This is a genomic window from Streptomyces sp. NPDC051963 (assembly GCF_044593495.1).
In the GTDB taxonomy this organism is placed as follows: Bacteria; Actinomycetota; Actinomycetes; order Streptomycetales; family Streptomycetaceae; genus Streptomyces.
This window is the reverse complement of sequence record NZ_JBIUCC010000002.1, coordinates 1,182,147-1,202,510: the sequence shown is the minus strand read 5'-3', so window position 1 is coordinate 1,202,510 and position 20,364 is coordinate 1,182,147. Positions and strand designations below refer to the sequence as shown.

Annotated in this window: 19 protein-coding genes and 1 pseudogene; 10 read left to right on the top strand and 10 right to left on the bottom strand. The window is 70.4% G+C overall.

The window, feature by feature from the left end; genetic code table 11:
* Positions 1 to 76: 76 nt before the first annotated feature.
* Complete coding sequence (locus ACIHFB_RS11910; protein WP_400126594.1) at positions 77 to 1,237, bottom strand: hypothetical protein; 1,161 nt, start codon at positions 1,235 to 1,237, stop codon at positions 77 to 79.
* Positions 1,234 to 2,175: a 5-dehydro-4-deoxyglucarate dehydratase gene (locus tag ACIHFB_RS11905; protein WP_400126593.1), complete on the bottom strand. Its 942-nt coding sequence runs from the start codon at positions 2,173 to 2,175 to the stop codon at positions 1,234 to 1,236. The genes ACIHFB_RS11910 and ACIHFB_RS11905 overlap by 4 nt, the downstream gene beginning before the upstream one ends.
* Before the next feature lie 228 nt (positions 2,176 to 2,403).
* Between ACIHFB_RS11905 and ACIHFB_RS11900 the strand changes: the two genes are divergently transcribed.
* The 9 genes from ACIHFB_RS11900 to ACIHFB_RS11860 all read left to right on the top strand — a co-directional run bounded on the left by ACIHFB_RS11900 (position 2,404) and on the right by ACIHFB_RS11860 (position 10,813).
* A complete protein-coding gene (locus tag ACIHFB_RS11900) occupies positions 2,404 to 3,228 on the top strand; it encodes an NAD-dependent epimerase/dehydratase family protein (RefSeq protein ID WP_400126591.1) in 825 nt (274 codons plus the stop codon).
* A gap of 326 nt (positions 3,229 to 3,554) precedes the next feature.
* Complete coding sequence (locus tag ACIHFB_RS11895) at positions 3,555 to 4,325, top strand: DeoR/GlpR family DNA-binding transcription regulator (RefSeq protein WP_365278150.1); 771 nt, start codon at positions 3,555 to 3,557, stop codon at positions 4,323 to 4,325.
* A 77-nt stretch (positions 4,326 to 4,402) separates the two neighbouring features.
* Positions 4,403 to 5,773 (top strand): sugar ABC transporter substrate-binding protein, encoded by a 1,371-nt coding sequence (locus tag ACIHFB_RS11890; protein WP_365278147.1) that lies wholly within the window; start codon positions 4,403 to 4,405, stop codon positions 5,771 to 5,773.
* The gene (locus ACIHFB_RS11885) at positions 5,770 to 6,708 is read left to right on the top strand and encodes a sugar ABC transporter permease (RefSeq protein WP_365278144.1); all 939 of its coding nucleotides are present in this window, start codon (positions 5,770 to 5,772) and stop codon (positions 6,706 to 6,708) included. Before ACIHFB_RS11890 ends, ACIHFB_RS11885 begins: the two co-directional genes overlap by 4 nt.
* Positions 6,705 to 7,550, top strand: a complete 846-nt coding sequence (locus ACIHFB_RS11880; RefSeq protein ID WP_365278142.1) for a carbohydrate ABC transporter permease — start codon at positions 6,705 to 6,707, stop codon at positions 7,548 to 7,550. The genes ACIHFB_RS11885 and ACIHFB_RS11880 overlap by 4 nt, the downstream gene beginning before the upstream one ends.
* The gene (locus ACIHFB_RS11875; protein ID WP_365278140.1) at positions 7,547 to 8,536 is read left to right on the top strand and encodes a zinc-dependent alcohol dehydrogenase family protein; all 990 of its coding nucleotides are present in this window, start codon (positions 7,547 to 7,549) and stop codon (positions 8,534 to 8,536) included. The genes ACIHFB_RS11880 and ACIHFB_RS11875 overlap by 4 nt, the downstream gene beginning before the upstream one ends.
* 229 nt (positions 8,537 to 8,765) lie before the next feature.
* A complete protein-coding gene (locus ACIHFB_RS11870; RefSeq protein WP_365278137.1) occupies positions 8,766 to 8,987 on the top strand; it encodes a hypothetical protein in 222 nt (73 codons plus the stop codon).
* 73 nt (positions 8,988 to 9,060) lie between these two features.
* Positions 9,061 to 10,275 (top strand): TerD family protein, encoded by a 1,215-nt coding sequence (locus ACIHFB_RS11865; RefSeq protein ID WP_365278298.1) that lies wholly within the window; start codon positions 9,061 to 9,063, stop codon positions 10,273 to 10,275.
* Between the two features lie 115 nt (positions 10,276 to 10,390).
* A complete protein-coding gene (locus ACIHFB_RS11860) occupies positions 10,391 to 10,813 on the top strand; it encodes a nuclear transport factor 2 family protein (RefSeq protein WP_400126588.1) in 423 nt (140 codons plus the stop codon).
* On the opposite strand, the gene ACIHFB_RS11855 is transcribed toward ACIHFB_RS11860, so the two are convergent.
* The 4 genes from ACIHFB_RS11855 to ACIHFB_RS11840 all read right to left on the bottom strand — a co-directional run bounded on the left by ACIHFB_RS11855 (position 10,810) and on the right by ACIHFB_RS11840 (position 15,651).
* Positions 10,810 to 11,826 carry a 1-aminocyclopropane-1-carboxylate deaminase gene (locus tag ACIHFB_RS11855; protein ID WP_400126586.1) on the bottom strand — a complete coding sequence of 339 codons (1,017 nt, stop codon included), beginning with the start codon at positions 11,824 to 11,826 and terminating at the stop codon, positions 10,810 to 10,812. The genes ACIHFB_RS11860 and ACIHFB_RS11855 overlap by 4 nt on opposite strands.
* Before the next feature lie 14 nt (positions 11,827 to 11,840).
* Positions 11,841 to 12,470 (bottom strand): GntR family transcriptional regulator, encoded by a 630-nt coding sequence (locus ACIHFB_RS11850; protein WP_400126765.1) that lies wholly within the window; start codon positions 12,468 to 12,470, stop codon positions 11,841 to 11,843.
* Positions 12,471 to 12,591: 121 nt separating this feature from the next.
* Positions 12,592 to 14,040 (bottom strand): alkaline phosphatase PhoX, encoded by a 1,449-nt coding sequence (locus tag ACIHFB_RS11845; protein ID WP_365278127.1) that lies wholly within the window; start codon positions 14,038 to 14,040, stop codon positions 12,592 to 12,594.
* A gap of 183 nt (positions 14,041 to 14,223) precedes the next feature.
* Positions 14,224 to 15,651: a hypothetical protein gene (locus ACIHFB_RS11840; RefSeq protein ID WP_400126584.1), complete on the bottom strand. Its 1,428-nt coding sequence runs from the start codon at positions 15,649 to 15,651 to the stop codon at positions 14,224 to 14,226.
* A 272-nt stretch (positions 15,652 to 15,923) separates the two neighbouring features.
* Here ACIHFB_RS11840 and ACIHFB_RS11835 point away from each other — a divergent pair, with 272 nt between their 5' ends.
* On the top strand, positions 15,924 to 17,750 hold the full coding sequence (locus ACIHFB_RS11835; protein ID WP_400126582.1) for an endonuclease/exonuclease/phosphatase family protein: 1,827 nt from the start codon (positions 15,924 to 15,926) through the stop codon (positions 17,748 to 17,750).
* 12 nt (positions 17,751 to 17,762) lie between these two features.
* Here the strand turns inward: ACIHFB_RS11835 and ACIHFB_RS11830 are convergent, their stop codons facing one another.
* The 4 genes and pseudogenes from ACIHFB_RS11830 to ACIHFB_RS11815 all read right to left on the bottom strand — a co-directional run bounded on the left by ACIHFB_RS11830 (position 17,763) and on the right by ACIHFB_RS11815 (position 20,351).
* Positions 17,763 to 18,506, bottom strand: a complete 744-nt coding sequence (locus ACIHFB_RS11830; protein ID WP_365278120.1) for an SRPBCC domain-containing protein — start codon at positions 18,504 to 18,506, stop codon at positions 17,763 to 17,765.
* A gap of 16 nt (positions 18,507 to 18,522) precedes the next feature.
* Positions 18,523 to 19,149: a helix-turn-helix domain-containing protein gene (locus ACIHFB_RS11825; protein WP_365278117.1), complete on the bottom strand. Its 627-nt coding sequence runs from the start codon at positions 19,147 to 19,149 to the stop codon at positions 18,523 to 18,525.
* A pseudogene (locus tag ACIHFB_RS11820) lies at positions 19,137 to 19,717 on the bottom strand (antibiotic biosynthesis monooxygenase); the annotation flags it as partial. The pseudogene ACIHFB_RS11820 and the gene ACIHFB_RS11825, both read right to left, overlap by 13 nt.
* A gap of 274 nt (positions 19,718 to 19,991) precedes the next feature.
* Positions 19,992 to 20,351: a DUF3618 domain-containing protein gene (locus tag ACIHFB_RS11815; protein ID WP_365278109.1), complete on the bottom strand. Its 360-nt coding sequence runs from the start codon at positions 20,349 to 20,351 to the stop codon at positions 19,992 to 19,994.
* Positions 20,352 to 20,364 lie beyond the last annotated feature (13 nt).

Here is a 20,364-nt window from a genome sequence, read left to right as displayed (position 1 = left end):
CGGATACCCGGGGCCCTGAAGTGTGGACCGCCCGCGACGCGAAAACTCATCGCACGCCCGTCTCCGACGGCGGGGCTCAGGTCCTGGTGAGTGCCGAGCGCACCGCCTCCAGGTCGGCGTCCGACGCCAGCCCGGCGTGATACAGCCGGATCTCCGTCGCCCCGAGCTCCTGTGCGCGGGCCATGTCCGTGGTGAGGGTGCCCGGGCTGCCGCCCATGCCGGAGACCACGGTGAGGTTGGCGGCGAGCACCGCGTCCTTGCGGGTCTCCGCGAACGGCGTCAGCAGGGCCGGTCCCCCTGTGCACGGCACGACCACGCCGTCCGCGACGGAGAGGATGTGCGCGGGGTCGACGCCGGCGTTGGCGCCGACGTGGTAGGTGACGGGGTCGGCGTGCAGCAGGATCCGGAAGCCGTCGGGGGCAGCCGCACGGACCGCGCGGATCGCCGTCTCCTGGAGTGTGCGGGCGGTTTCGTCACGCCACGCGCGCGTGGCCGCCGCCGTCTCGGACCCGAGCAGCTTCTCGACGCCCGCCCAGCCCCCGTCGTCCGGCACGCCGTGCCACAGCGGCTCCAGTGCGTCCCGTACGGCGGCGGCGAGCGCGTCGGCGTCCAGGCCCTGCTCGCCGTAGCCCTCGCGGCACGTGGGGCAGAAGCAGAGCGCCATCAGGTACATCCCGGCGTCGCCGAGCGGGACCCCGCCGGTCTTGTCGTGGGCGTGCAGGTGCTGCAGCCCGTACCAGCCGAGGGACTCCAGTTCGGTGCCGCGCGCGCCGGGTCGTACCGCCGCCTCGGCGGCCAGGTCGATCAGGTACGCGCGCGTGGCGGGCTGGGCGATACAGGGCGCCCACGGATAGCGGTCGCCGTAGGCGTTGACGACCGAGGTGTGCGGATGCTCGGCGCCCATACGGGAGTTGTGCGCGAGGACGACCCAGGTGTGCACCTCCAGGCCGGCGTCCGCGAGCGCGGCGGCCGCCTCGCCGTAGGCGTCCCCGGGGGCCCAGTCACCGGCCGCGTACGGGCGCAGCGCCCGCCCCTCCCAGCGGTCGTCCGTCGGATGGAGCACGGCGGCGTACTCGGCGGTGACGATGCGGTGGAGCGGGTGGCGGGGGGTGAGGGCGCGGGTGGAGTGGTAGGCGGTCGCCAGGGTCACCTGCTCCACGCCGAGGGAGGCGATGCGGGCCGCGGCCTCCGGGTCGCCGTTGACGTCCCAGGGGTAGACGAATGCCGACGCCTTCACACGTCCTCCCGCAGCAACTCGTGGCCCCGGTCGATGAGTTCGGCCAGCTGCTTGACATGTTCCTCGGCCGGTTCGTGCAGCGGCGACCGTACCGCTCCGACGTCGAGCCCCCGCAACCGTACGCCCGCCTTGACCAGAGCGACGGCGTATCCGCGGCCCTGGGCGCGCAGATCGACGAACGGCCGGTAGAAGCCGTCCAGCAGGCGGTGCGCGGTGGCGTCGTCGCCGGAGCCGAGGGCCCGGTGGAAGGCGAGGGCGACCTCCGGGACGAAGCAGAAGACGGCGGAGGAGTAGAGGGTGATGCCGATACCGCGGTAGGCGAGCTGGGTCTGCTCGGCGGTCGGCAGTCCGTTGAAGTAGAGGAAGTCGCCGGGGAGCTCGGTGCGGACGACGCTCACGATGCGCTGCATGAGGTCCAGGTCGCCGAGCCCGTCCTTGAACCCGATGATCCCGTCCGTGCGGGCCAGCTCGACGACCGTCTCCGGGGTGAACACGGCGTTGTCTCGCTGGTAGACGATCACGGGCAGCGCGGTCGCGGCCGCCACCTCCCGGTAGTGGCGCAGCAGCCCTTCCTGCCCGGCGACCACGAGATACGGCGGCATGGCGAGCAGCCCGTCCGCCCCGGCCGCCGCCGCGAGACGCGCGTACCGCACGGCGAGCGCGGTGCCGTATCCCGCGCCCGCGACGACCGGGACGCGCCCCTCGGTCGCCTCGACGGCCGTGCGCACACAGGCCTCGAACTCCTCCGGCGTGAGCGCGTGGAACTCCCCGGTGCCGCAGCAGGCGAACACGGCGGCGGCCCCGGCCTCGACTCCCCGGCGCACATGGGTGCGGTAGACGTCGAGGTCGACCGAGCCGTCGGGGCCGTAGGCGGTGACGGGGAAGAACAGCGGCCCGCTGGGGATGCTGAGTCGAGCGGCGAGGGGGGCTGGCGTCACGGGCTCTCCCTAGAACAGGCCGGTGCACGTTTCTGATTCACGTCCATATTCATGAACAAGCTCACGCTAAGGTCCCACATGGAGAGGGTCAAGTTCGCAAGCAGGGATGACAAGAGCGGATTGACCACCGCCGCAGGACACTTGACGCGACTGGTCGACGATCCATAGCGTGTCCATGAATGTGAATGCTGTCCACGAATGCGTCCGTCTACTCAAGGAGACCCGAGGATGCCCGCTCCCCGCACCCTTCTGCTCACCGGTGCCGCCGGCGGGCTCGGCACCCTGATGCGGGAGCTGCTCCCGGACTACGGCTACACACTCCGCCTGCTCGATCTGCGCCCGATCGAGGGCGAGCCGGACGCGATCGTCGCCGACCTCGCCGACAAGGACGCCGTGCGCGAGGCCGTCCGGGGCGTCGACGCGATCATCCATCTCGCCGGCATCTCCCTGGAAGCCCCGTTCGAGAAAATCCTGAAGGCGAACATCGAGGGGACGTACAACCTGTACGAGGCCGCCCGCCAGGAGGGCGTCGAGCGCATCGTCTTCGCGTCCTCCAACCACGCGGTGGGCTTCACGCCCCGCCCGCAGGGCGCCCCACCTGTTGACGCGAGTGCGCTGATCCCGATCGACACCCCGCGCCGCCCGGACACCTTCTACGGCCTGTCCAAGTCCTTCGGCGAGGACCTCGCCCAGTTCTACTGGGACAAGCACGGCCTGGAGACCGTCTCCGTGCGCATCGGCTCCTGCTTCGCCGAACCGACCAGCGTGCGCATGCTCTCGGTGTGGATGAGCCCGGCCGACGGCGCCCGCCTCTTCCACGCGGCCCTGACCGCCGAGCACGTCGGCCACACCGTCGTCTACGGCTCCTCCGCCAACACCCGGCTGTGGTGGGACCTGACCACCGCGCGAGCGCTCGGCTACGCACCGCAGGACGACTCCGAGCCGTACGCCGAGAAGCTCATCGCCGAGCAGGGCGAGCTCGACCCGGAGAACGTGGCGCACGCCTACCTCGGCGGCCACTTCGTGAGCGACCCGCCGATCTGGCCTTACTGATACGTGCGCAAGAGCGCCTCCGGGACGGGCGGGCACCGAACGGGCCCGCCCTTCGCCGTATCCGGGCACCGGTCGTGCCCGATCTCACGCCCTGTTCGACAGCCGCCCTGGTCCGAGGCGGGCAAGCGGAGAGTCGAACGGGCACACACGGGCAGTATCGGGCGCGCAACAGACCTGGTCAGTGCCGCGCCCCCGCTGTAGAACTTCCTCCATGGGCCTCACCGGGCCCGAACGGGCAACGAGTGAGCCGAAAGGGCGGCTGAAAGCGCCCGTAGGCGAACGAACCAAAAACGCAGCGGCGCGTAGCACGGAGGCAGGTGTCGGCCATGAGCACCAGGACGGCAGAGGAACGCCAGCGGGAGATCGTCCAGGTCGCCCGCGCCAGCGGCTCGGTCGACGTCACCGCGCTCGCCGCCGAACTGGGCGTGGCCAAGGAGACCGTACGCCGGGATCTGCGCGCCCTGGAGGACCACGGTCTGGTGCGCCGCACACACGGCGGCGCGTATCCCGTGGAGAGCGCCGGTTTCGAGACGACGCTCGCCTTCCGCGCCACCAGCCATGTCCCCGAGAAGCGACGCATCGCGGCCGCCGCGGCCGAGCTGCTCGGGGACGCCGAGACCGTCTTCGTCGACGAGGGGTTCACCCCGCAGCTCATCGCCGAGGCGCTCCCCCGGGACCGGCCGCTGACCGTGGTCACCGCGTCCCTGCCGGTCGCCGGCACGCTCGCCGAGGCCGAGCACATCTCGGTACTGCTCCTCGGCGGCCGGGTCCGCTCCGGCACCCTCGCCACCGTCGACCACTGGACGACGAAGATGCTCGCCGGCTTCGTCATCGACCTCGCCTACATCGGCGCCAACGGCATCTCCCGCGAACACGGTCTGACCACCCCCGACCCCGCGGTCAGCGAGGTCAAGGCACAGGCCGTACGCGCCTCCCGGCGCACCGTGTTCGCGGGTGTGCACACCAAGTTCGGGGCGGTCAGCTTCTGCCGGTTCGCCGAGGTCGGCGCGCTGGAGGCGATCGTCACCAGCACTCTGCTCCCGACGGCCGAGGCCCACCGCTACTCACTGCTGGGCCCGCAGGTCATCCGGGTCTGAAAGTCCAACGCACCTCCTGTAGGGCGCCTTCACGCCCGGCAACACCCTTTATCTCCCCAAATGTTCAGGAGCGATCCATGCGAACCCAGAGCCGACGGAGGCCGCGAGCGACATTCGCCGCGGTCGCCGCAGGGACGCTGCTCGCCCCGCTGCTCACCGGCTGCTGGGTCGGCGCGGGCGGGGCCGGGGCGGGCGGCAACTCGATCAACGTCCTGATGGTGAACAACCCGCAGATGGTGGAGCTCCAGAAGCTCACCGCCGCGCACTTCACCAAAGAGACCGGCATCAAGGTCAACTTCACCGTGCTGCCCGAGAACGACGTCCGCGACAAGATCAGCCAGGACTTCGCCAACCAGGCGGGCCAGTACGACGTGGCGACCCTGTCCAACTACGAGATACCGATCTACGCCCGCAACGACTGGCTGCACGAGATGGACTCCTACGTCGCCAAGGACCCGGCCTACGACGAGCAGGACATCCTCAAGCCGATGCGCCAGTCCCTCACCGCCGAGGACGGCAAGCTCTACGGCCAGCCCTTCTACGGCGAGTCGTCCTTCCTGATGTACCGCAAGGACGTGTTCGAGAAGGAGGGTCTGACCATGCCGGCCCACCCCACCTGGACCCAGGTGGCGGACCTCGCCGCCAAGCTCGACGGCGCCGAGTCCGGGATGAAGGGCATCTGCCTGCGCGGCCTGCCCGGCTGGGGCGAGGTCATGGCACCGCTCACCACGGTCGTGAACACCTTCGGCGGCACCTGGTTCGACAAGGACTGGAAGGCCCGGCTCGACTCCCCCGAGTGGGAGAAGGCCGTGAAGTTCTATGTCGACCTCGTCCGCGACCACGGCGAGTCCGGCGCCCCCCAGTCCGGCTTCGCCGAGTGCCTGAACAACATGACCCAGGGCAAGGTCGCCATGTGGTACGACGCCACCTCCGCGGCCGGCTCCCTGGAGTCCGCCGACTCCCCGGTCAAGGGCAAGGTCGGCTACGCCCCCGCCCCGGTCGAGAAGACCGAGTCCTCCGGCTGGCTCTACACCTGGGCCTGGGGCATCCAGGACGCCTCCCGCAACCCCGACAAGGCCTGGAAGTTCGTGTCCTGGGCGTCCAGCAAGCAGTACGAGCAACTGGTCGGCGACGAGGTCGGCTGGTCCGACGTACCGGCCGGAAAGCGCGCGTCGACGTACGACAACCCCGACTACCGCGCGGAGGCCGCCGCCTTCCAGGAGATGACCAAGGAAGCCATCGAGGGCGCCCGTCCGGAGGACCCGGGAGTGCAGCCGCGCCCCGCGCCCGGCATCCAGTTCGTCGGCATCCCCGAGTTCACCGACCTCGGCACCAAGGTCTCCCAGGAGATCAGCGCGGCCATCGCCGGACGCCAGTCCGTGGACTCGGCCCTGGAGAAGTCCCAGCAGCTCGCCGAGAAGATCTCCGAGGAGTACGAGGGACGATGACCGCCACGACCACCGCTCCGATCGCCGCACCATCCGTCCGCGCCATGAAGGGCCCCTCGGGCCGTATGCGCGCCTGGGCCACCCGCGCCCCCCTCCTCCCCGCCCTGATCTTCATGATCGTCGTGACCCAGCTGCCGTTCGTGGCCACGCTGGTGATCTCGTTCTTCGACTGGAACGCGCTCTACCCCGACGCCCGCGAGTTCACCGGCTTCGGCAACTACTCCGAAGTCCTCACCGACGCGGACCTGCGCCGCTCGGTGTGGACCACGATCCTGCTCACCGTGGCCGTGGTGCTGGCCAGCCTCGTCCTCGGCCTGGTCCTGGCCCTGCTCCTGGACCGGAAGTTCAAGGGCCGGGGACTGGTCCGCACCCTGCTGATCGCCCCGTTCCTGGTGGTCCCGGTGGCCGCCGCCCTGCTCTGGAAGCACGTCCTCTACAACCCCGAATACGGCCTGTTCAACGGCCTGTTGCACTATGTCGGCGGCCCACAACCGGACTGGATCTCCAACACACCGCTCCTCGCGGTCGAGGCGGCCCTGGTCTGGCAGTGGACCCCGTTCATGATGCTGATCCTGCTGGCGGGCCTGCAGAGCCGCGACCAGGCGCAGATGGAGGCCGCGCGGGTGGACGGCGCGAGCGACTGGCAGATCTTCCGCTATCTGACGCTTCCGCACCTGCGCCGGTACCTGGAGCTGGGCGCCCTGCTGGGCTCGATCTACATCGTCCAGAACTTCGACGCGGTCTTCACGATCACCTCGGGCGGTCTGGGCACCGCGAACCTCCCGTACACCGTCTACCAGAGCTTCTACCAGGCCCATGAGAACGGCCTCGCCTCGGCCGCAGGCGTCCTGGTGGTCATCGGCTCGATCATCATCGCGACCTTCGCCCTGCGCGTCGTGTCGTCCCTGTTCCGCGAGGAGGTGGGCCGCGCATGAGCGACATCGCCGTACGCATCCGCAAGCGCAAGGGCGTGAGCCTGGGCCTGGTGGCCTGGCTGGCCGGCATCGTCTTCTTCCTGCCCATCGCCTGGATGGCGCTGACGTCCTTCCACTCGGAGGAGGACGCGGCGACCAACCCGCCGTCCTTCGGAGCGGCGCTCACCCTGGACGGCTATCGCGAGTTCTTCGGCACGGGCGGCGGCGCCAGCCCCTGGCCGTCCCTGATCAACTCCACCGTGGCATCGGTGGCATCGACGCTGTTCGTACTCCTCCTGGCCCTCCCGGCGGCGTACGCGCTGTCGATCCGCCCGGTGAAGAAGTGGACGGACGTACTGTTCTTCTTCCTGTCCACGAAGATGCTGCCGGTGGTGGCGGGCCTGCTCCCGATCTACCTGTTCGCAAAGAACACGGACATGCTGGACAACATCTGGCTGCTGGTCATCCTCTACACCTCCATGAACCTGCCGATCGCGGTGTGGATGATGCAGTCGTTCCTGTCCGAGGTCCCGGTGGAGGTGATCGAGGCGGCACGGGTGGACGGCGCGAACCTGCCGACCGTCCTCGCGCGCGTGGTGGCCCCCATCGCCCTCCCCGGCATCGCCGCGACATCGCTGATCTGCTTCATCTTCAGCTGGAACGAACTGCTCTTCGCGCGGGTGCTGACCGGCGTCGTGGCCGAGACGGCCCCCGTCTTCCTGACCGGCTTCATCACCAGCCAGGGCCTGTTCCTGGCGAAGGTGTGCGCCGCGTCGCTCGTGATCTCCCTGCCGGTGCTCGCCGCGGGGTTCGCCGCCCAGGACAAGCTGGTCCAGGGCCTGTCGTTGGGAGCCGTGAAATGAAGGCCGCCGTCATCGAGTCCGTGGGCCGGGCCGTCGTCGCCGAGGTCCCCGACCCGACGCCGGGCCCCCGCCAGGTGGTCGTCGAGGTCGCCGCGTGCGGCCTCTGCGGCACCGATCTCCACATCCTCCAGGGCGAGTTCGCGCCCAAGCTGCCGATCGTGCCCGGGCACGAGTTCGCGGGCGAGGTGGTCGGGGTCGGCACGCAGGTCACGGAGTTGTCGGTGGGCGACCGAGTGGCCGTCGATCCCTCCCTCTACTGCTACGAGTGCCGTTACTGCCGCACGGGCCACAACAACCTCTGCGAGCGCTGGGCGGCGATCGGCGTGACGACGGCCGGCGGCGCGGCACGCTACGCGGTCGCTCCGGTGGCGAACTGCGTACGGCTCCCCGAACACGTCCGCACCCAGGACGCGGCACTGGTGGAACCCCTGTCCTGCGCGGTCCGGGGCTACGACGTCCTCCAGTCCCGCCTAGGCGCCCACGTCCTCATCTACGGCTCCGGCACGATGGGCCTGATGATGCTGGAGCTCGCCAAGCGGACCGGCGCGGCGAGCGTGGACGTGGTCGACGTCAACCCCACCCGTCTGGAAACCGCCCGCAGCCTGGGCGTCTCCGCCTCCGCCGCGAACCCCGACGAGCTCGACCGCCCCCAGGGCTGGGACCTCGTCATCGACGCCACCGGTAACGCGGCGGCCATCCAGGACGGTCTGGAGCGGGTGGCGAAGGCGGGGACGTTCCTTCAGTTCGGGGTGGCGGACTACGCGACGCGCGTGACGATCGACCCGTACCGCATCTACAACCAGGAGATCACCATCACCGGCTCGATGGCCGTCCTCCACAGCTTCGAGCGCGCGGCCGAACTCTTCGCGACCGGCGTCCTGGACCCCGACGTATTCATCAGCGACCGAATCCCACTGGACCGCTACCCGGAAGCCCTGGACCAGTTCGCGTCGGGCGTGGGCCGCAAGATCGTGGTGGTGCCGTAGATGTTCCCGTCCTCCAGGGGGCTCCGCCCCCTGGACCCCCGCTCCTCAAACTCCCCCAGAGGGGGGACCCCCAAGGGGCTGGATTTCGGCGCAGGTCCGCAACATCCAGCCCGTCCGGCGTTTGAGGACGAGGGGGTCTGGGGGCGCAGCCCCCAGGGACGGGACGGGTAGGGGCGGCGGGGGCGAAAACCCCTGGGCCGGACCACCCCACACCCGTACGATCCGGACCATGCCAAGCCCGCACGGCTTCCACTACGAGGCCCACCCAGACGGCACCGTCCGCATCACCCACCACGGCCACCCCGCCACCACCCTCCGCGGCCCCCGAGCCGAAGACTTCCTCACGGAGGTGGAATCCGGCGACGCCCAACTCGTCATGGCCCGCTGGACGGGAAACTACAAGCACGGCAACGAACGCACCGCCCGCAACCACCCCCGCAACCGCCGCTGAACCCGCTCGTCCAATTGGCCGCAGAGTAAGGGAACGGTAAAACGCCCTCGCTCGTTCACCGGGCATGACAGCTATGACCCCCGGCTCGAACATCCCTCTCTCCACCGCGCGCGTGACGGTGGACGTCGCCGCCCCGGTGCGGCTCGACGTATCGGGCCTGCTGCTCACCGCCGACGGCAAGGTCCGCTCGGACGACGACTTCATCTTCTACAACCAGCCCAGCGGCCCCGGCGTGACATACAGCTCGGGCGGCGGCACGGCCCCCGACGCGATCACGGTCGACACGGCCGCGCTCCCCCCGGGCATCGAGAAGATCGTGGTCACGGCGAGCCCGGACGCCGCAGGCCAGACCTTCCAGGGCATCGAACCCACGGCCACGATCCGCAACGCGAACGACAACAACGTCCTGGCCACCTTCACGCCCCCGCAGCTCGGCACCGAGACGGCCCTGGTGGTCGTGGAGATCTATCTGCGCAACGGCGCCTGGAAGGCCCGCGCGGTCGGCCAGGGTTACTCCAACGGCCTGGCCGGCATCGCCACCGACTTCGGCGTCAGCGTGGAGGAACCGGCCCCGGCCGCCCCCGTCGCCCCGCCGCAGCCCACCATGCAGCCCCCGGTCACCCCACCGGCCCCGCCCATGTCCACGCCCCCGGCACCCCAGGCTCCCGCCGCTCCCCCGGCCCCGCCCGCGCCCCCCGCGCCCGGCGCCGGGAAGATCAACCTCGACAAGGGCCGGGTCAGCCTTCAGAAGAACCAGACCGTGTCCCTCGTCAAGGGCGGCCGCCCGCTGCTCTCCCAGGTCAAGATGGGCCTCGGCTGGGAGCCTGCGTACCGCGGCAAGGACATCGACCTGGACGCGTCGGTCATCGCGTACGGCCCGCAGCGCAATCACATCGACAGCTGCTACTTCGGCAAGCTGTCCATCGTGAACGGCGCGATCAAGCACTCCGGCGACAACCTCACGGGCGAGGGCGGAGGAGACGACGAGGTCATCGTCGTCGACCTCGGCCGGCTCCCGCAGGAGGTCACCGGCCTGGTCTTCACCGTCAACTCCTTCTCCGGCCAGAAGTTCACCGAGGTGGCCAAGGCCTACTGCCGCCTCCTGGACGCGGCGACCGGCGAGGAGCTGGTCCGCTTCGACCTGACCACCGCCGAGCCGCAGACCGGCGTACTGATGGCGAAGATGATCCGCCAGTTCTCCGGCGAGTGGGAGATGACGGCGATGGGCGACTTCGTCAAGTCCCGCACGGTACGGGGCATGGTGAAGCCGGCGGCCCAGTCGCTGTAGAAGTCACTGCAGGAGTCGATGTACGAGTCGCTACGATTCGCAGGGCGCCCCCGCCAGTGGGGGCGCCCTGCAATCAACGACCCTTCAGCCCTGCAATCAGGGAGCCCCCCCCCCCATGCCCACCCCGCCTGCATCAGGCCCTCGTGACATCCTGGCCCGCTATCAGCAGGCGATGCTGGACATGTCCGCGGACGACCTGGCGGACCTGTACGCGGTCGACGGCGTCCACGAATTCCCGTTCACCGCCCCCGGTATGCCCCCGCGCTTCCAGGGCAGCGAAGAGGTCCGGGCCGGCTATCGGGCGGCCTGGGGCGGGAGCCCGGCGCAGCCGCGAGAGATCCACGACGTCGCCGTGCACGAGAGCACCGACCCCGAGGTGATCGTGGTCGAGCAGACCGTCAGCGGGACCCTGACCTCGACCGGCCAGTCCTTCTCCGTCCCGGGACTCCTCGTCATCCGGGTCCGCGACGGCCTGATCGTGCACGTCCGTGACTACATGGACGGTCTCGGGCTGGCCCGCGCGATGGGCCGCGCCTAGAACAGGGCGCTGTACGCGTTGAGGGCGGGCTGTCCGCCGAGATGGGCGTAGAGCACGGTGGATTCAGGGCCGATCTCCCCGCGCGAGACGAGGTCGATCATCCCGGCCATCGACTTGCCCTCGTAGACGGGGTCGGTGACCATCCCCTCGGTCCGGGCGGCGAGCCGCATCGCCGCGAGCGTCACCTCGTCGGGAATGCCGTAGATGCCCGCGTGGTACCGCTCGTCCAGCTCGACGTCCGCTTCCGTCAACTCCTTCTGCACACCGATGAGTTGCCCGGTGCGCTGGGCGATCCGCGCGATCTGCTCCCGGGTGCGGACGGGGTCGGCCGACGCGTCGATGCCGATCACGCGCCGCTGCCGCCCGCCCGCCTCTTCAAGCGCACGGAATCCGGCGACCATGCCGGCCTGTGTCGACCCGGTCACCGAGCACACGATCACGATGTCGAAGAAGACGCCCGACTCCCGCTCCTGCTCGGCGACTTCATAGGCCCATCCGGCGAAGCCGAGCCCGCCGAGCGGATGGTCGGAGGCACCGGCGGGGATGGCGTACGGCGTGCCGCCCGCCTCCTCCACCTCGCGCAGCGCCTGCTCCCAGCTCTCCTTGAAGCCGATCCCGAACCCGGCCCGCACGAGCCGTACGTCGGCGCCGGCGAGTCGGCTGATGAGGATGTTGCCGACCTTGTCGTACACGGAGTCCGGCCACTCCACCCAACTCTCCTGCACGAGCACGCACTTGAGCCCGGCGCGGGCGGCACAGGCGGCGACCTGGCGGGTGTGGTTCGACTGCACCCCGCCGATCGAGACGAGCGTGTCGCAGCCCTTCGCGAGGGCGTCGGCTATCAGGTACTCCAGCTTGCGGGTCTTGTTGCCGCCGTACGCGATACCGGAGTTGCAGTCCTCGCGCTTGGCCCAGAGGGAGGCGCCACCGAGATGATCGGTGAGCCGCTCCAGCCGGTGCACGGGCGAGGGGCCGAGGAGAAGGGGGTAACGCTCGTACGAGGAGAGGGACATGGAGCCTCCTTGGCTCAGTCGGGGTCGGCCAGGTCCAGGAGAGTGCGCCAGATTTCCGCGGTGACACGGACCGCCTCGTCCACGTCCGCGTCCGCGCAGGCCACGATCAGCCGTTCGTGCAGCCCGGGAGAGCTACAGGTGCCGCCCTCACCGAAGCGGCGTCGCTCCAGCCGGCGGATGAGGGGGGTGTAGCGGGCGGCTGTGGCGGCGGCCGCGCGGTTGCCGCCGGCCCTGACGAGGACGTCGTGCAGTTCGTCGTCGGCGCGCAACGCGGTGTCGATGTCGCCCGCGCGGACGGCGTCCGCGAACCGTTCGTTGGCCGCACGCATCATCTCGATGTCCGCGGCGGTCAGCCGGGGCACCGCGACCCGGGTGACCAGCTCGTGCATAGCTCCGACGACCGCGGCCGCGTCCCGTACGTCGGCCGCGACGACCGGGGTCACCCGCGTGTAGCTCTGCGGCTTGCTCTCCAGCAGCCCCTCGTCCACCAGCCGCGAGAACGCCTCCCGCACCGGCGCCCGGGACAGCCCCAGCCGCTCGGCGAGATCGGCATCCCGCACGACCGCGCCGGGCTCGATGTCACCGGCGACGATGGCGTCCCGGATCGCTTCGTAGGCGCGGTCCCGGAGCAGGGTGCGCGGTATGGCCTCCACGAACTGAAATGTTAGATGTCAGTGCTGCTCGCGGACAAGGGTGTACACGCAAAGGTCCGGCACCGAATGTCGATGCCGGACCGCACACGCCTACGCCGTCGAGCGATCCGGCTCAGCGCCGCTGCCGCTTCCAGGGCCCCGTGATGGCGAGCATGATCCCCGGCGTCTGGATGTTGGCGTAGAGGATCTTGCCGTCGGGCGAGAAGGTGACGCCGGTGAACTCGCTGTACTCGGGCTCCTCCTCGGTGCCCAGGTTCAGTTCGTTGCGGGCGATCGGGTAGGTCCGGCCGCTCTCGGTCGCGCCGAACAGGTGCTGGATGCCGTTGCCGTCCTCGGCGATGATCAGGCCGCCGTACGGGGAGACGGTGATGTTGTCGGGGCTGTCGAAGGCGCCTTCCTCGGAAGGGTCGGCGTTGACGCCGAGCAGGACCTTCAGGGTCAGCGTGCGGCGCTTGGGGTCGTAGAACCAGACCTGGCCGTCGTGCGGCTTGCCGGGGCTCTCGGCACGGGCGAACGAGGAGACGATGTAGGCGCCGCCGTCGCCCCACCACATGCCCTCGAGCTTGCGGCAGCGGGTGATCTGGGCGTCGGTGAACTGCTTGCGGGTAGGCGTGGTCCTGGCGTCGCGGTCGGGGACCTCGATCCAGTCGACGCCGTAGACCGTGCCGATCTTGGTGGCGCGGGAGAGGTCGTCGATGAACTTGCCGCCGGAGTCGAAGCACTTGGCGGCCTGGAGCTCGCCCGCGTCGTCGGCGAGGTGGCGCAGCTTGCCGCGGCCGTGGCAGAAGCCGTCCTCCGGGACCCAGCGGTAGAGCAGGCCGTTGGGGCCCGCGGCGTCCTCGGTGAGGTAGGCGTGGCCGCGCTTGGGGTCGATGACGACGGCCTCGTGGGCGTAGCGGCCGAGCGCCTTGATCGGCTTGGGGCTCTTGTTGGCGCGGCGGTCGGCGGGGTCGACCTCGAAGACGTAGCCGTGGTCCTTGGTGAAGCCGTTGGTGCCGGCCTTGTCCTCGGTCTCCTCGCAGGTCAGCCAGGTGTCCCAGGGGGTGCTGCCGCCGGCGCAGTTGGTGGCGGTGCCGGCGATGCCGACCCACTCGGCGACCTTGCCGCCGGGTCGCACCTCGACGACCGTGCAGCCGCCGGCCGCCGCCGGGTCGTAGACGAGGCCCTCGGTGAGCGGCACGGGGTGGGGCCAGTTGGCGCGGGGGCCGGCGAGCTCGTGGTTGTTGACCAGCAGCGTGGTGCCGCGCGGGCCGTCGAAGGTGGCCGTGCCGTCGTGGTTGGACGGGGTGAACTCACCCGACTCCAGCTTGGTCTTGCCGCTGTAGGTGATGACGCGGTACGTGAAGTCGGCGGGCAGCGCGAGGAGGCCGTCGGGGTCGGCGATCAGCGGTCCGTACCCGACACGACCGTGCGAGTGCGCCGCCTGAGTACCCTCGCTCTCGATGTCGGTGGCGGCGAGCGCGTTCGGGGCGGTGGCGAGGGCGCCGACACTGCCTGCGAGCGCAACACCGGCGCCAGTGATCGCGGAGTTTCTGGCGAAGTCCCTGCGGGTGAGCGACATGCTTACTCCTGTGACGGTGGGTATGCCGTGGAGGGTGGCGGACCTCGGTTGCGGCGCAACGTTCCCGCCGCCGCATGAACGCCGATTGAACAACGCCCAAAGGGGCGCGGGACTGCATCAGATATGCGTCTCCGCCGCGTGGGCGCGACCAGCCCCCACAAACCCGCACACACCACCCGCCCGTTACCCCCCGTGCTGCGACCGCGCCTTGAACGCCGCCTTCCGCGCCTCCTTGGCGACCCGCTTGTCCGGATGCAACCGCCCCATCGCCTCCAGCACATCCGCGGTCGCCGGATGCTCCACCCGCCAGGCCGCCGCGAAGAAGCCGCCATGCTGTTCGGCGAGCCCCTCCACCAGTCCTCGCAGCTCCTCGGAGTTGCCCTCGGCGGCGAGTTGGGCGGCCACCGTGTCGATGGTCAGCCAGAACACCATGGCCTCGGACGGCGCGGGAACGTCGGGCGCCCCGTGCTCGGTGAGCCAGACCCGGGCCAGCCCGCCCAGCTCCGCGTCGTCGAGCACCTCCCGCAGTGCGGGCCCGGCCTCCGGGCCGACCAGCGACAGCGCCTGCTGGCAGCGCAGCCTCCGCAGCGGCGCCCCCGCGTCCGACCCGCGCGCCGCGGCCAGCAACTCCCGTGCCGCGGCGAGGGGTTCACGGCGGGCCAGCCACTGCTCGGTCTCGGCCTGCGCGGCGGCCGGCGGGAACGTGGACGTCCCGTCGAGCAGCGCGTCCGCGCCCTTGTCCGCGAGGTCGCCGACGGCCGGCGCCTCGATCCCGGCCTCCAGCAGTCGCGCCCGCAGCCCGTAGAGGCCGAGCGGGGTCAGCCGGACCATGCCGTAGCGGGAGACGTCGGTGTCGTCGATCGGCGCCGCGGGCTCCTCGTCGGCGTCGGCCATCAGCGCCTCGTCGACCGGCTGGAAGTCGACGAGTCCGACCGGCGCCAGCAGCCGGAACTGGTCGTCGAGGCGCATCATCGCGTCGGAGACCTGCTCCAGGACGTCGTTGGTGGGCTCCCCCATGTCGCTGGGCACGATCATGGACGCGGCCAGTGCGGGCAACGGCACGGTCCCGTCACCCGGACCGTCCTCGCTGACCGTCAGCAGGTACAGGTTCCCCAGCACGCCGTCGAGGAACTCCGCCTCCGCCTCCGGGTTCCAGTCGAGGGAGGAGAAGTCGATCCCGCCGCCCTCGTCCACCGCCTCGACCAGGTCGTCGATGTCCGGCACGCTCGCATCGGCCAGCACCGTCTCCAGCGCCGCGAGCCAGACCGCGAGCACGTCGTGCGGCGAACCGCCGGTGAGCAGCGCGAGATCCTCGCCCACCCCGACCGTGCCCTCCTCCTCGTCGACGACCTCGACGAGCCCGGTGTCGACGGCGACCCGCCAGGCCTCACTGGCGAAGGCCGCGGCGTCGTCGCCGGTCAGCCCGAGGGCCTCGGCGGCCATGGGCAGCTGTTCTTCGACGAGTCCACCGCCTGCGTCGACCCGGGTCTCGGACCCGGCCCAGCGGGCGAGCCGTACGGCCCGGGACAGCAACGGCGTGGACAGCGCGTCCCGCGCCAGCTCCGCTTCGGGGTGCAGCCGCACCGGCGGCAAGGGGGAGCTGTCTGACATCGGCTGGTTCTCCTCGGGCACGTCCTACCACTCTGGCGCTCAGCCTAGACGGATTTCGACCCATGCCGCCCGGTTCATCTCCCGGTCAGGCCGTGTACATGGCTGGAACCTTGACAACTGGCGTGATCAGGCAGGAGATTGACGCGCGTAGAAACAGGGGGGACAACTGTTCACTCTTTTCTACGCGCGTCATCCGCGCGTCATTCGCGCCTCATGCGTCACCCTCGCACCACCCTCGTCCCGGCGCCCACGTACGTCCCCGGAGGGATCCCTTGCCGAGCAAGAGTTCCGCGCGTCTCGCCGCGCTCACTGTCGCCGCCGTCTGTTCCGCGGCGTCCACGATCGTCCTCACCTCGCCCGCGCACGCGGACTCGGTGCGCGTCCATGACATCCAGGGCAGCACCCGGATATCCCCGTACGCCGGAGAGACGGTCACGGACGTGGCCGGAATCGTCACCGGCATACGCACCTACGGCTCGTCCAGAGGGTTCTGGCTCCAGGATCCGAGCCCGGACGACAACCCGGCCACCAGTGAGGGCGTCTTCGTCTTCACCAGCTCCGCTCCGAAGGTCGCCGTCGGCGACTCGGTCACGGTGTCGGGCACGGTCTCGGAGTACGTCCCGGGCGGCACGTCGTCCGGCAACCAGTCGCTCACCGAGATCACGCGGCCGACGGTGACCGTGGTCTCCAGCGGCAACGCGGTCCCGGCCGCGACCAGGATCGGCGCGAAGTCGGTGCCCGCCGCCTACGCCCCGGCCGGCGACACCGCCGCGAACGGGTCGGTCAACGGCCTGACGCTCCAGCCGTCGACGTACGCCCTGGACTACTACGAGTCCCTGGAGGGCATGAACGTCCAGGTCTCCGACACCCGCGTGGTCGGCGCCACCGACCCGTACACCGAGCTGTGGGTGACGGTGAAGCCGCGCGAGAACACCACCCGCCACGGCGGCACGCTCTACGGCTCGTACACCTCGCAGAACACCGGCCGCCTCCAGATCCAGTCCCTCGGCGCGGTCGCCGACTTCCCGGTCGCGAACGTGGGCGACACCCTCACCGGCACCACCGCCGGTCCGCTGGACTACAACCAGTTCGGGGGTTACACGCTCGTCGCGAGCGAGATCGGCACGCTGAAGAGCGGCGGCCTGGAGCGGGAGACGACCCGCAAGCAGTCCCGGAGCGAGCTCGCGGTGGCGACGTACAACGTCGAGAACCTCGACCCGTCGGACTCCTCCTTCGAGGAGCACGCGGCCGCGATCGTGAACAACCTCCAGTCGCCCGACATCCTGTCCCTGGAGGAGATCCAGGACAACAACGGCGCGACCAACGACGGCACGGTCGCCGCCGACCAGACCGTCCGGAAGCTGATCGACGCGATCGCCGCCGCGGGCGGGCCGACGTACGACTGGCGCTCCATCGACCCGACCAACAACACGGACGGCGGCGAGCCGGGCGGCAACATCCGCCAGGTGTTCCTGTTCAACCCGGAGCGGGTCTCCTTCACCGACCGCGCGGGCGGCGACGCCACCACCGCCGTCGGTGTCACGAAGGTGCACGGCAAGGCGCAGCTGACCGCCTCCCCCGGCCGGATCGACCCGGCCAACACGGCCTGGGCGAACAGCCGCAAGCCGCTGGCCGGCGAGTTCGTCTTCCGTGGCAAGACCGTCTTCCTGATCGCCAACCACCTCAACTCCAAGGGTGGCGACCAGGGTCTGACCGCGCAGTACCAGCCGCCGGCCCGCAGCTCGGAGACCCAGCGCCACGCCCAGGCGACGGCGGTGAACGCCTTCGTCAAGGAGATCCTGGCCAAGCAGAAGAACGCGGACGTCATCACGCTCGGCGACATCAACGACTTCGAGTTCTCCGACACCACGAAGATCCTCGAGAGCGACGGCGCGCTGTGGTCGGCGATCAAGTCGCTGCCGAAGAGCGAGCGTTACACCTACGACTACCAGGGCAACAGCCAGGTCCTCGACCAGATCCTCATCTCCCCGTCGATCCGCTACAGCTGCGACTTCACGTACGACAGCGTGCACATCAACGCGGAGTTCAACGACCAGATCAGCGACCACGACCCGCAGGTGCTGCGGTTCAGGCCGTAACACCCCGTGTGCTCAGGGCTGGCTGAACACGCCGTTCAGCCAGCCCTTCCACGTCTCCTCGTCCGCCTTGGCGTCGGCGCCCGGTGCGAAGTCGTGCACGGACATGCCGACCATGTAGTTCCAGTGGTTGCGTCCGAAGAAGCGGATGAGGGCGTCGTCCGTGCGCAGTCCGAGGAAGTACGGGTTGCGGAAGTCGACGACGGCGTCGAGGAGTCGGCCCTCGGGACCGCGCACCTGGACGGCCGCGCCCTCGGCGGTGTCGTCCGCGAGCCCCAGCGCCCGCCCCACGGTGACGAACGCGTCGGAGGTCTTGGACTCCTCGGGTCCGTCGAAGGTGGCGAAGGCGGTGACCGGGCGGCCCCGGAAGCGCGTGAGGTACTCGCGCAGGGTGTGCATGTAGAAGTCGGTGTGCCGGTTCGCGCCGTCGTACTGGTTGTCCCAGTCGTCGACGAAGATCCCGCTGTGCACGTACCGCACCCAGGCGCGGCGGCCCTCGTCGCGCGGCTCGATGGTGTAGTCGAGCTGGTTGAGGGTCTGTTCGGAGATGCCGTCGACGTCCTCGACGCGGTTGGTGTATCGGTGCGGCGGGTCCCAGGCGGTGACCTTGGACCCGAAGGGCCCCGCGCCGCCCTCACGCGGTTCGGGCGCCTCCATCGGCCACAGCCAGCCGCCGGTCCCGGCGGTCACGGCCTCCCACACCTCCTCGGGCGTGGCGTCGACCTCAAACTCGCGGGCGATCTCGAATTCCTTGGACATGGTGCACTCCTGGGTATCAGCTCTCGGAAATCTCTGCCTGTTCGACCGTGGGCTCGGGCTGTTGCTTCACCGTGGGATGGACGGCCACGACGATCCGGTGGTCACGGCCGCCCTCGGCATCGGAGGCGTCGTACTTGCGGATCAGCCCGCTCACGCCGGCCGTCAGCTCCTCGATGAACGCGGCCCGGTCGGCGGCCGAGGCGAAGCGGACCTCGCCGTCGAGCGCGTACGTCGCGAGCCGCTTGCGGGCCTTCGTCGCGCCGGTGATCAGCTGACCGACGTCCCGGACGAGCCGGGCGCCCAGCGCCAGCAGCCAGCGCGCGGACAGCTGGTCCCGGAAGCGGTCCGGGTCGGGCTGCACGGAGGCGAGCGCGAGCGGCGAGATGACGTACGACGCCGCCGTCGCGCGCATCAGCCGCTCCGTGACGTTGCCCTTGCGGCGCTCTCCCGACAGCTCGACCAGGCCGTGCCGCTCCAGCGCCTTGAGGTGGTAGTTCACCTTCTGGCGGGGCAGTCCGACCTTGCCGGCCAGCATGGCGGCCGACGCGGGTCCGGCCGCCAGCTCGGCGAGCAGCCGGGCCCTGATGGGGTCCAGGGAGACGGCTGCGGCCTCGGGGTCCTCGATCACGGTCACGTCCAACATGGATCCACTGTCCCACCGACAACTTTTTTTGTCCAGGAGGGTGAAGTTTTCGGTGCGGCGTGGTCGTAGCGGCTGGCACCGATGCCCTCGCCGGGTGCCGCGAGTGCGTCGCCGTAGGCCTGGCCGCTCTCCCCTTCGGCGTAGTTGAGGACGTGGGTCCCGTCGGTGGCGAGATGGAAGTGGGCCGATATCAGGCCGCGATGGCCGGTGGAATCGTCGGCGAGCGCCTGGACCACGAGGTCGACCCAGTCCCGCCGCCTGCCGGCGGCCTCCGGCTCGAAGTCGATCCGCACGGTCACGATGAGCCCCGGAACCCGGGGGTCGCCGGCCGTGCGCTCATGGCTGCGGTAGCGCCGGTACCGGGCGAGCGCGACCCGCTCGATGCCGGCGTGGAGCCGTCGTGCCCGGTGTAGACGTGGTAGCCGAACAGGTCGCCGGCGGGCCACGGGCGGCGCTCCCAGGTGCGGGCGATCACCTCGGCGGTCTGCTGCTGCCACTCGGGCGTCGCCACCCGCCAGATACTGAAGAAGGGCGCCGAGACCTCCGGGCGGACGAGGTCGTCGTGCGCTGCGACTCCACCGCCATCGCCACCCTTCCACTGCGGGTCACGGGTCCGGCGAAGCCCGGTGCGGTTCGGCAGCGCCCCAAAGGGCGCGGGGAACTGCGCGACCGGCCACGACGGCGCGGCAGACGATCAACGGCACATCGCTGCCCCGCGGCGCAGCCGCATATCGGCACAGCCGGCGGAGCGCTTGGCGCCGACGTCCCCGCCGCGGCGCACGGAGCTCACCGTCCTGGGCGGAGTGGGGTTCCCGGCGGCGGACGAGGGGAGCCGACGCGGCTCAGTGGTGGCCGTTGTGCCGCCGCCGCAGCAGCCCCGCCACGACCACCGCACCCGCGGCGGCGCCAACGATGACCACCGGCCGGGGGTGCCGCAGACCGGCCTGGACGACGTTCGCGACGGGGCGCGGGACGCTGTGCTCCACGGTGTGGCCGGCGTGGGTGGCGGTGCTGCGCAACTGCACGGTCATCGCGCCCGCCCTGTCCTTGAGGTCGGCGGCTCGGGTCTTCAGGTCGGCCTTGTCGGCCAACTCCTCGACGGTACGGCCGAGTCGGCTCGCGGTGTGTCCGAGCTGCTGTCGCAGCTCATCGGGTCCCTTGACCCCGCCGACCGTGTGCTCCGGTGCTGTCCTGTCCGTCATCGCTGTGCCTTTC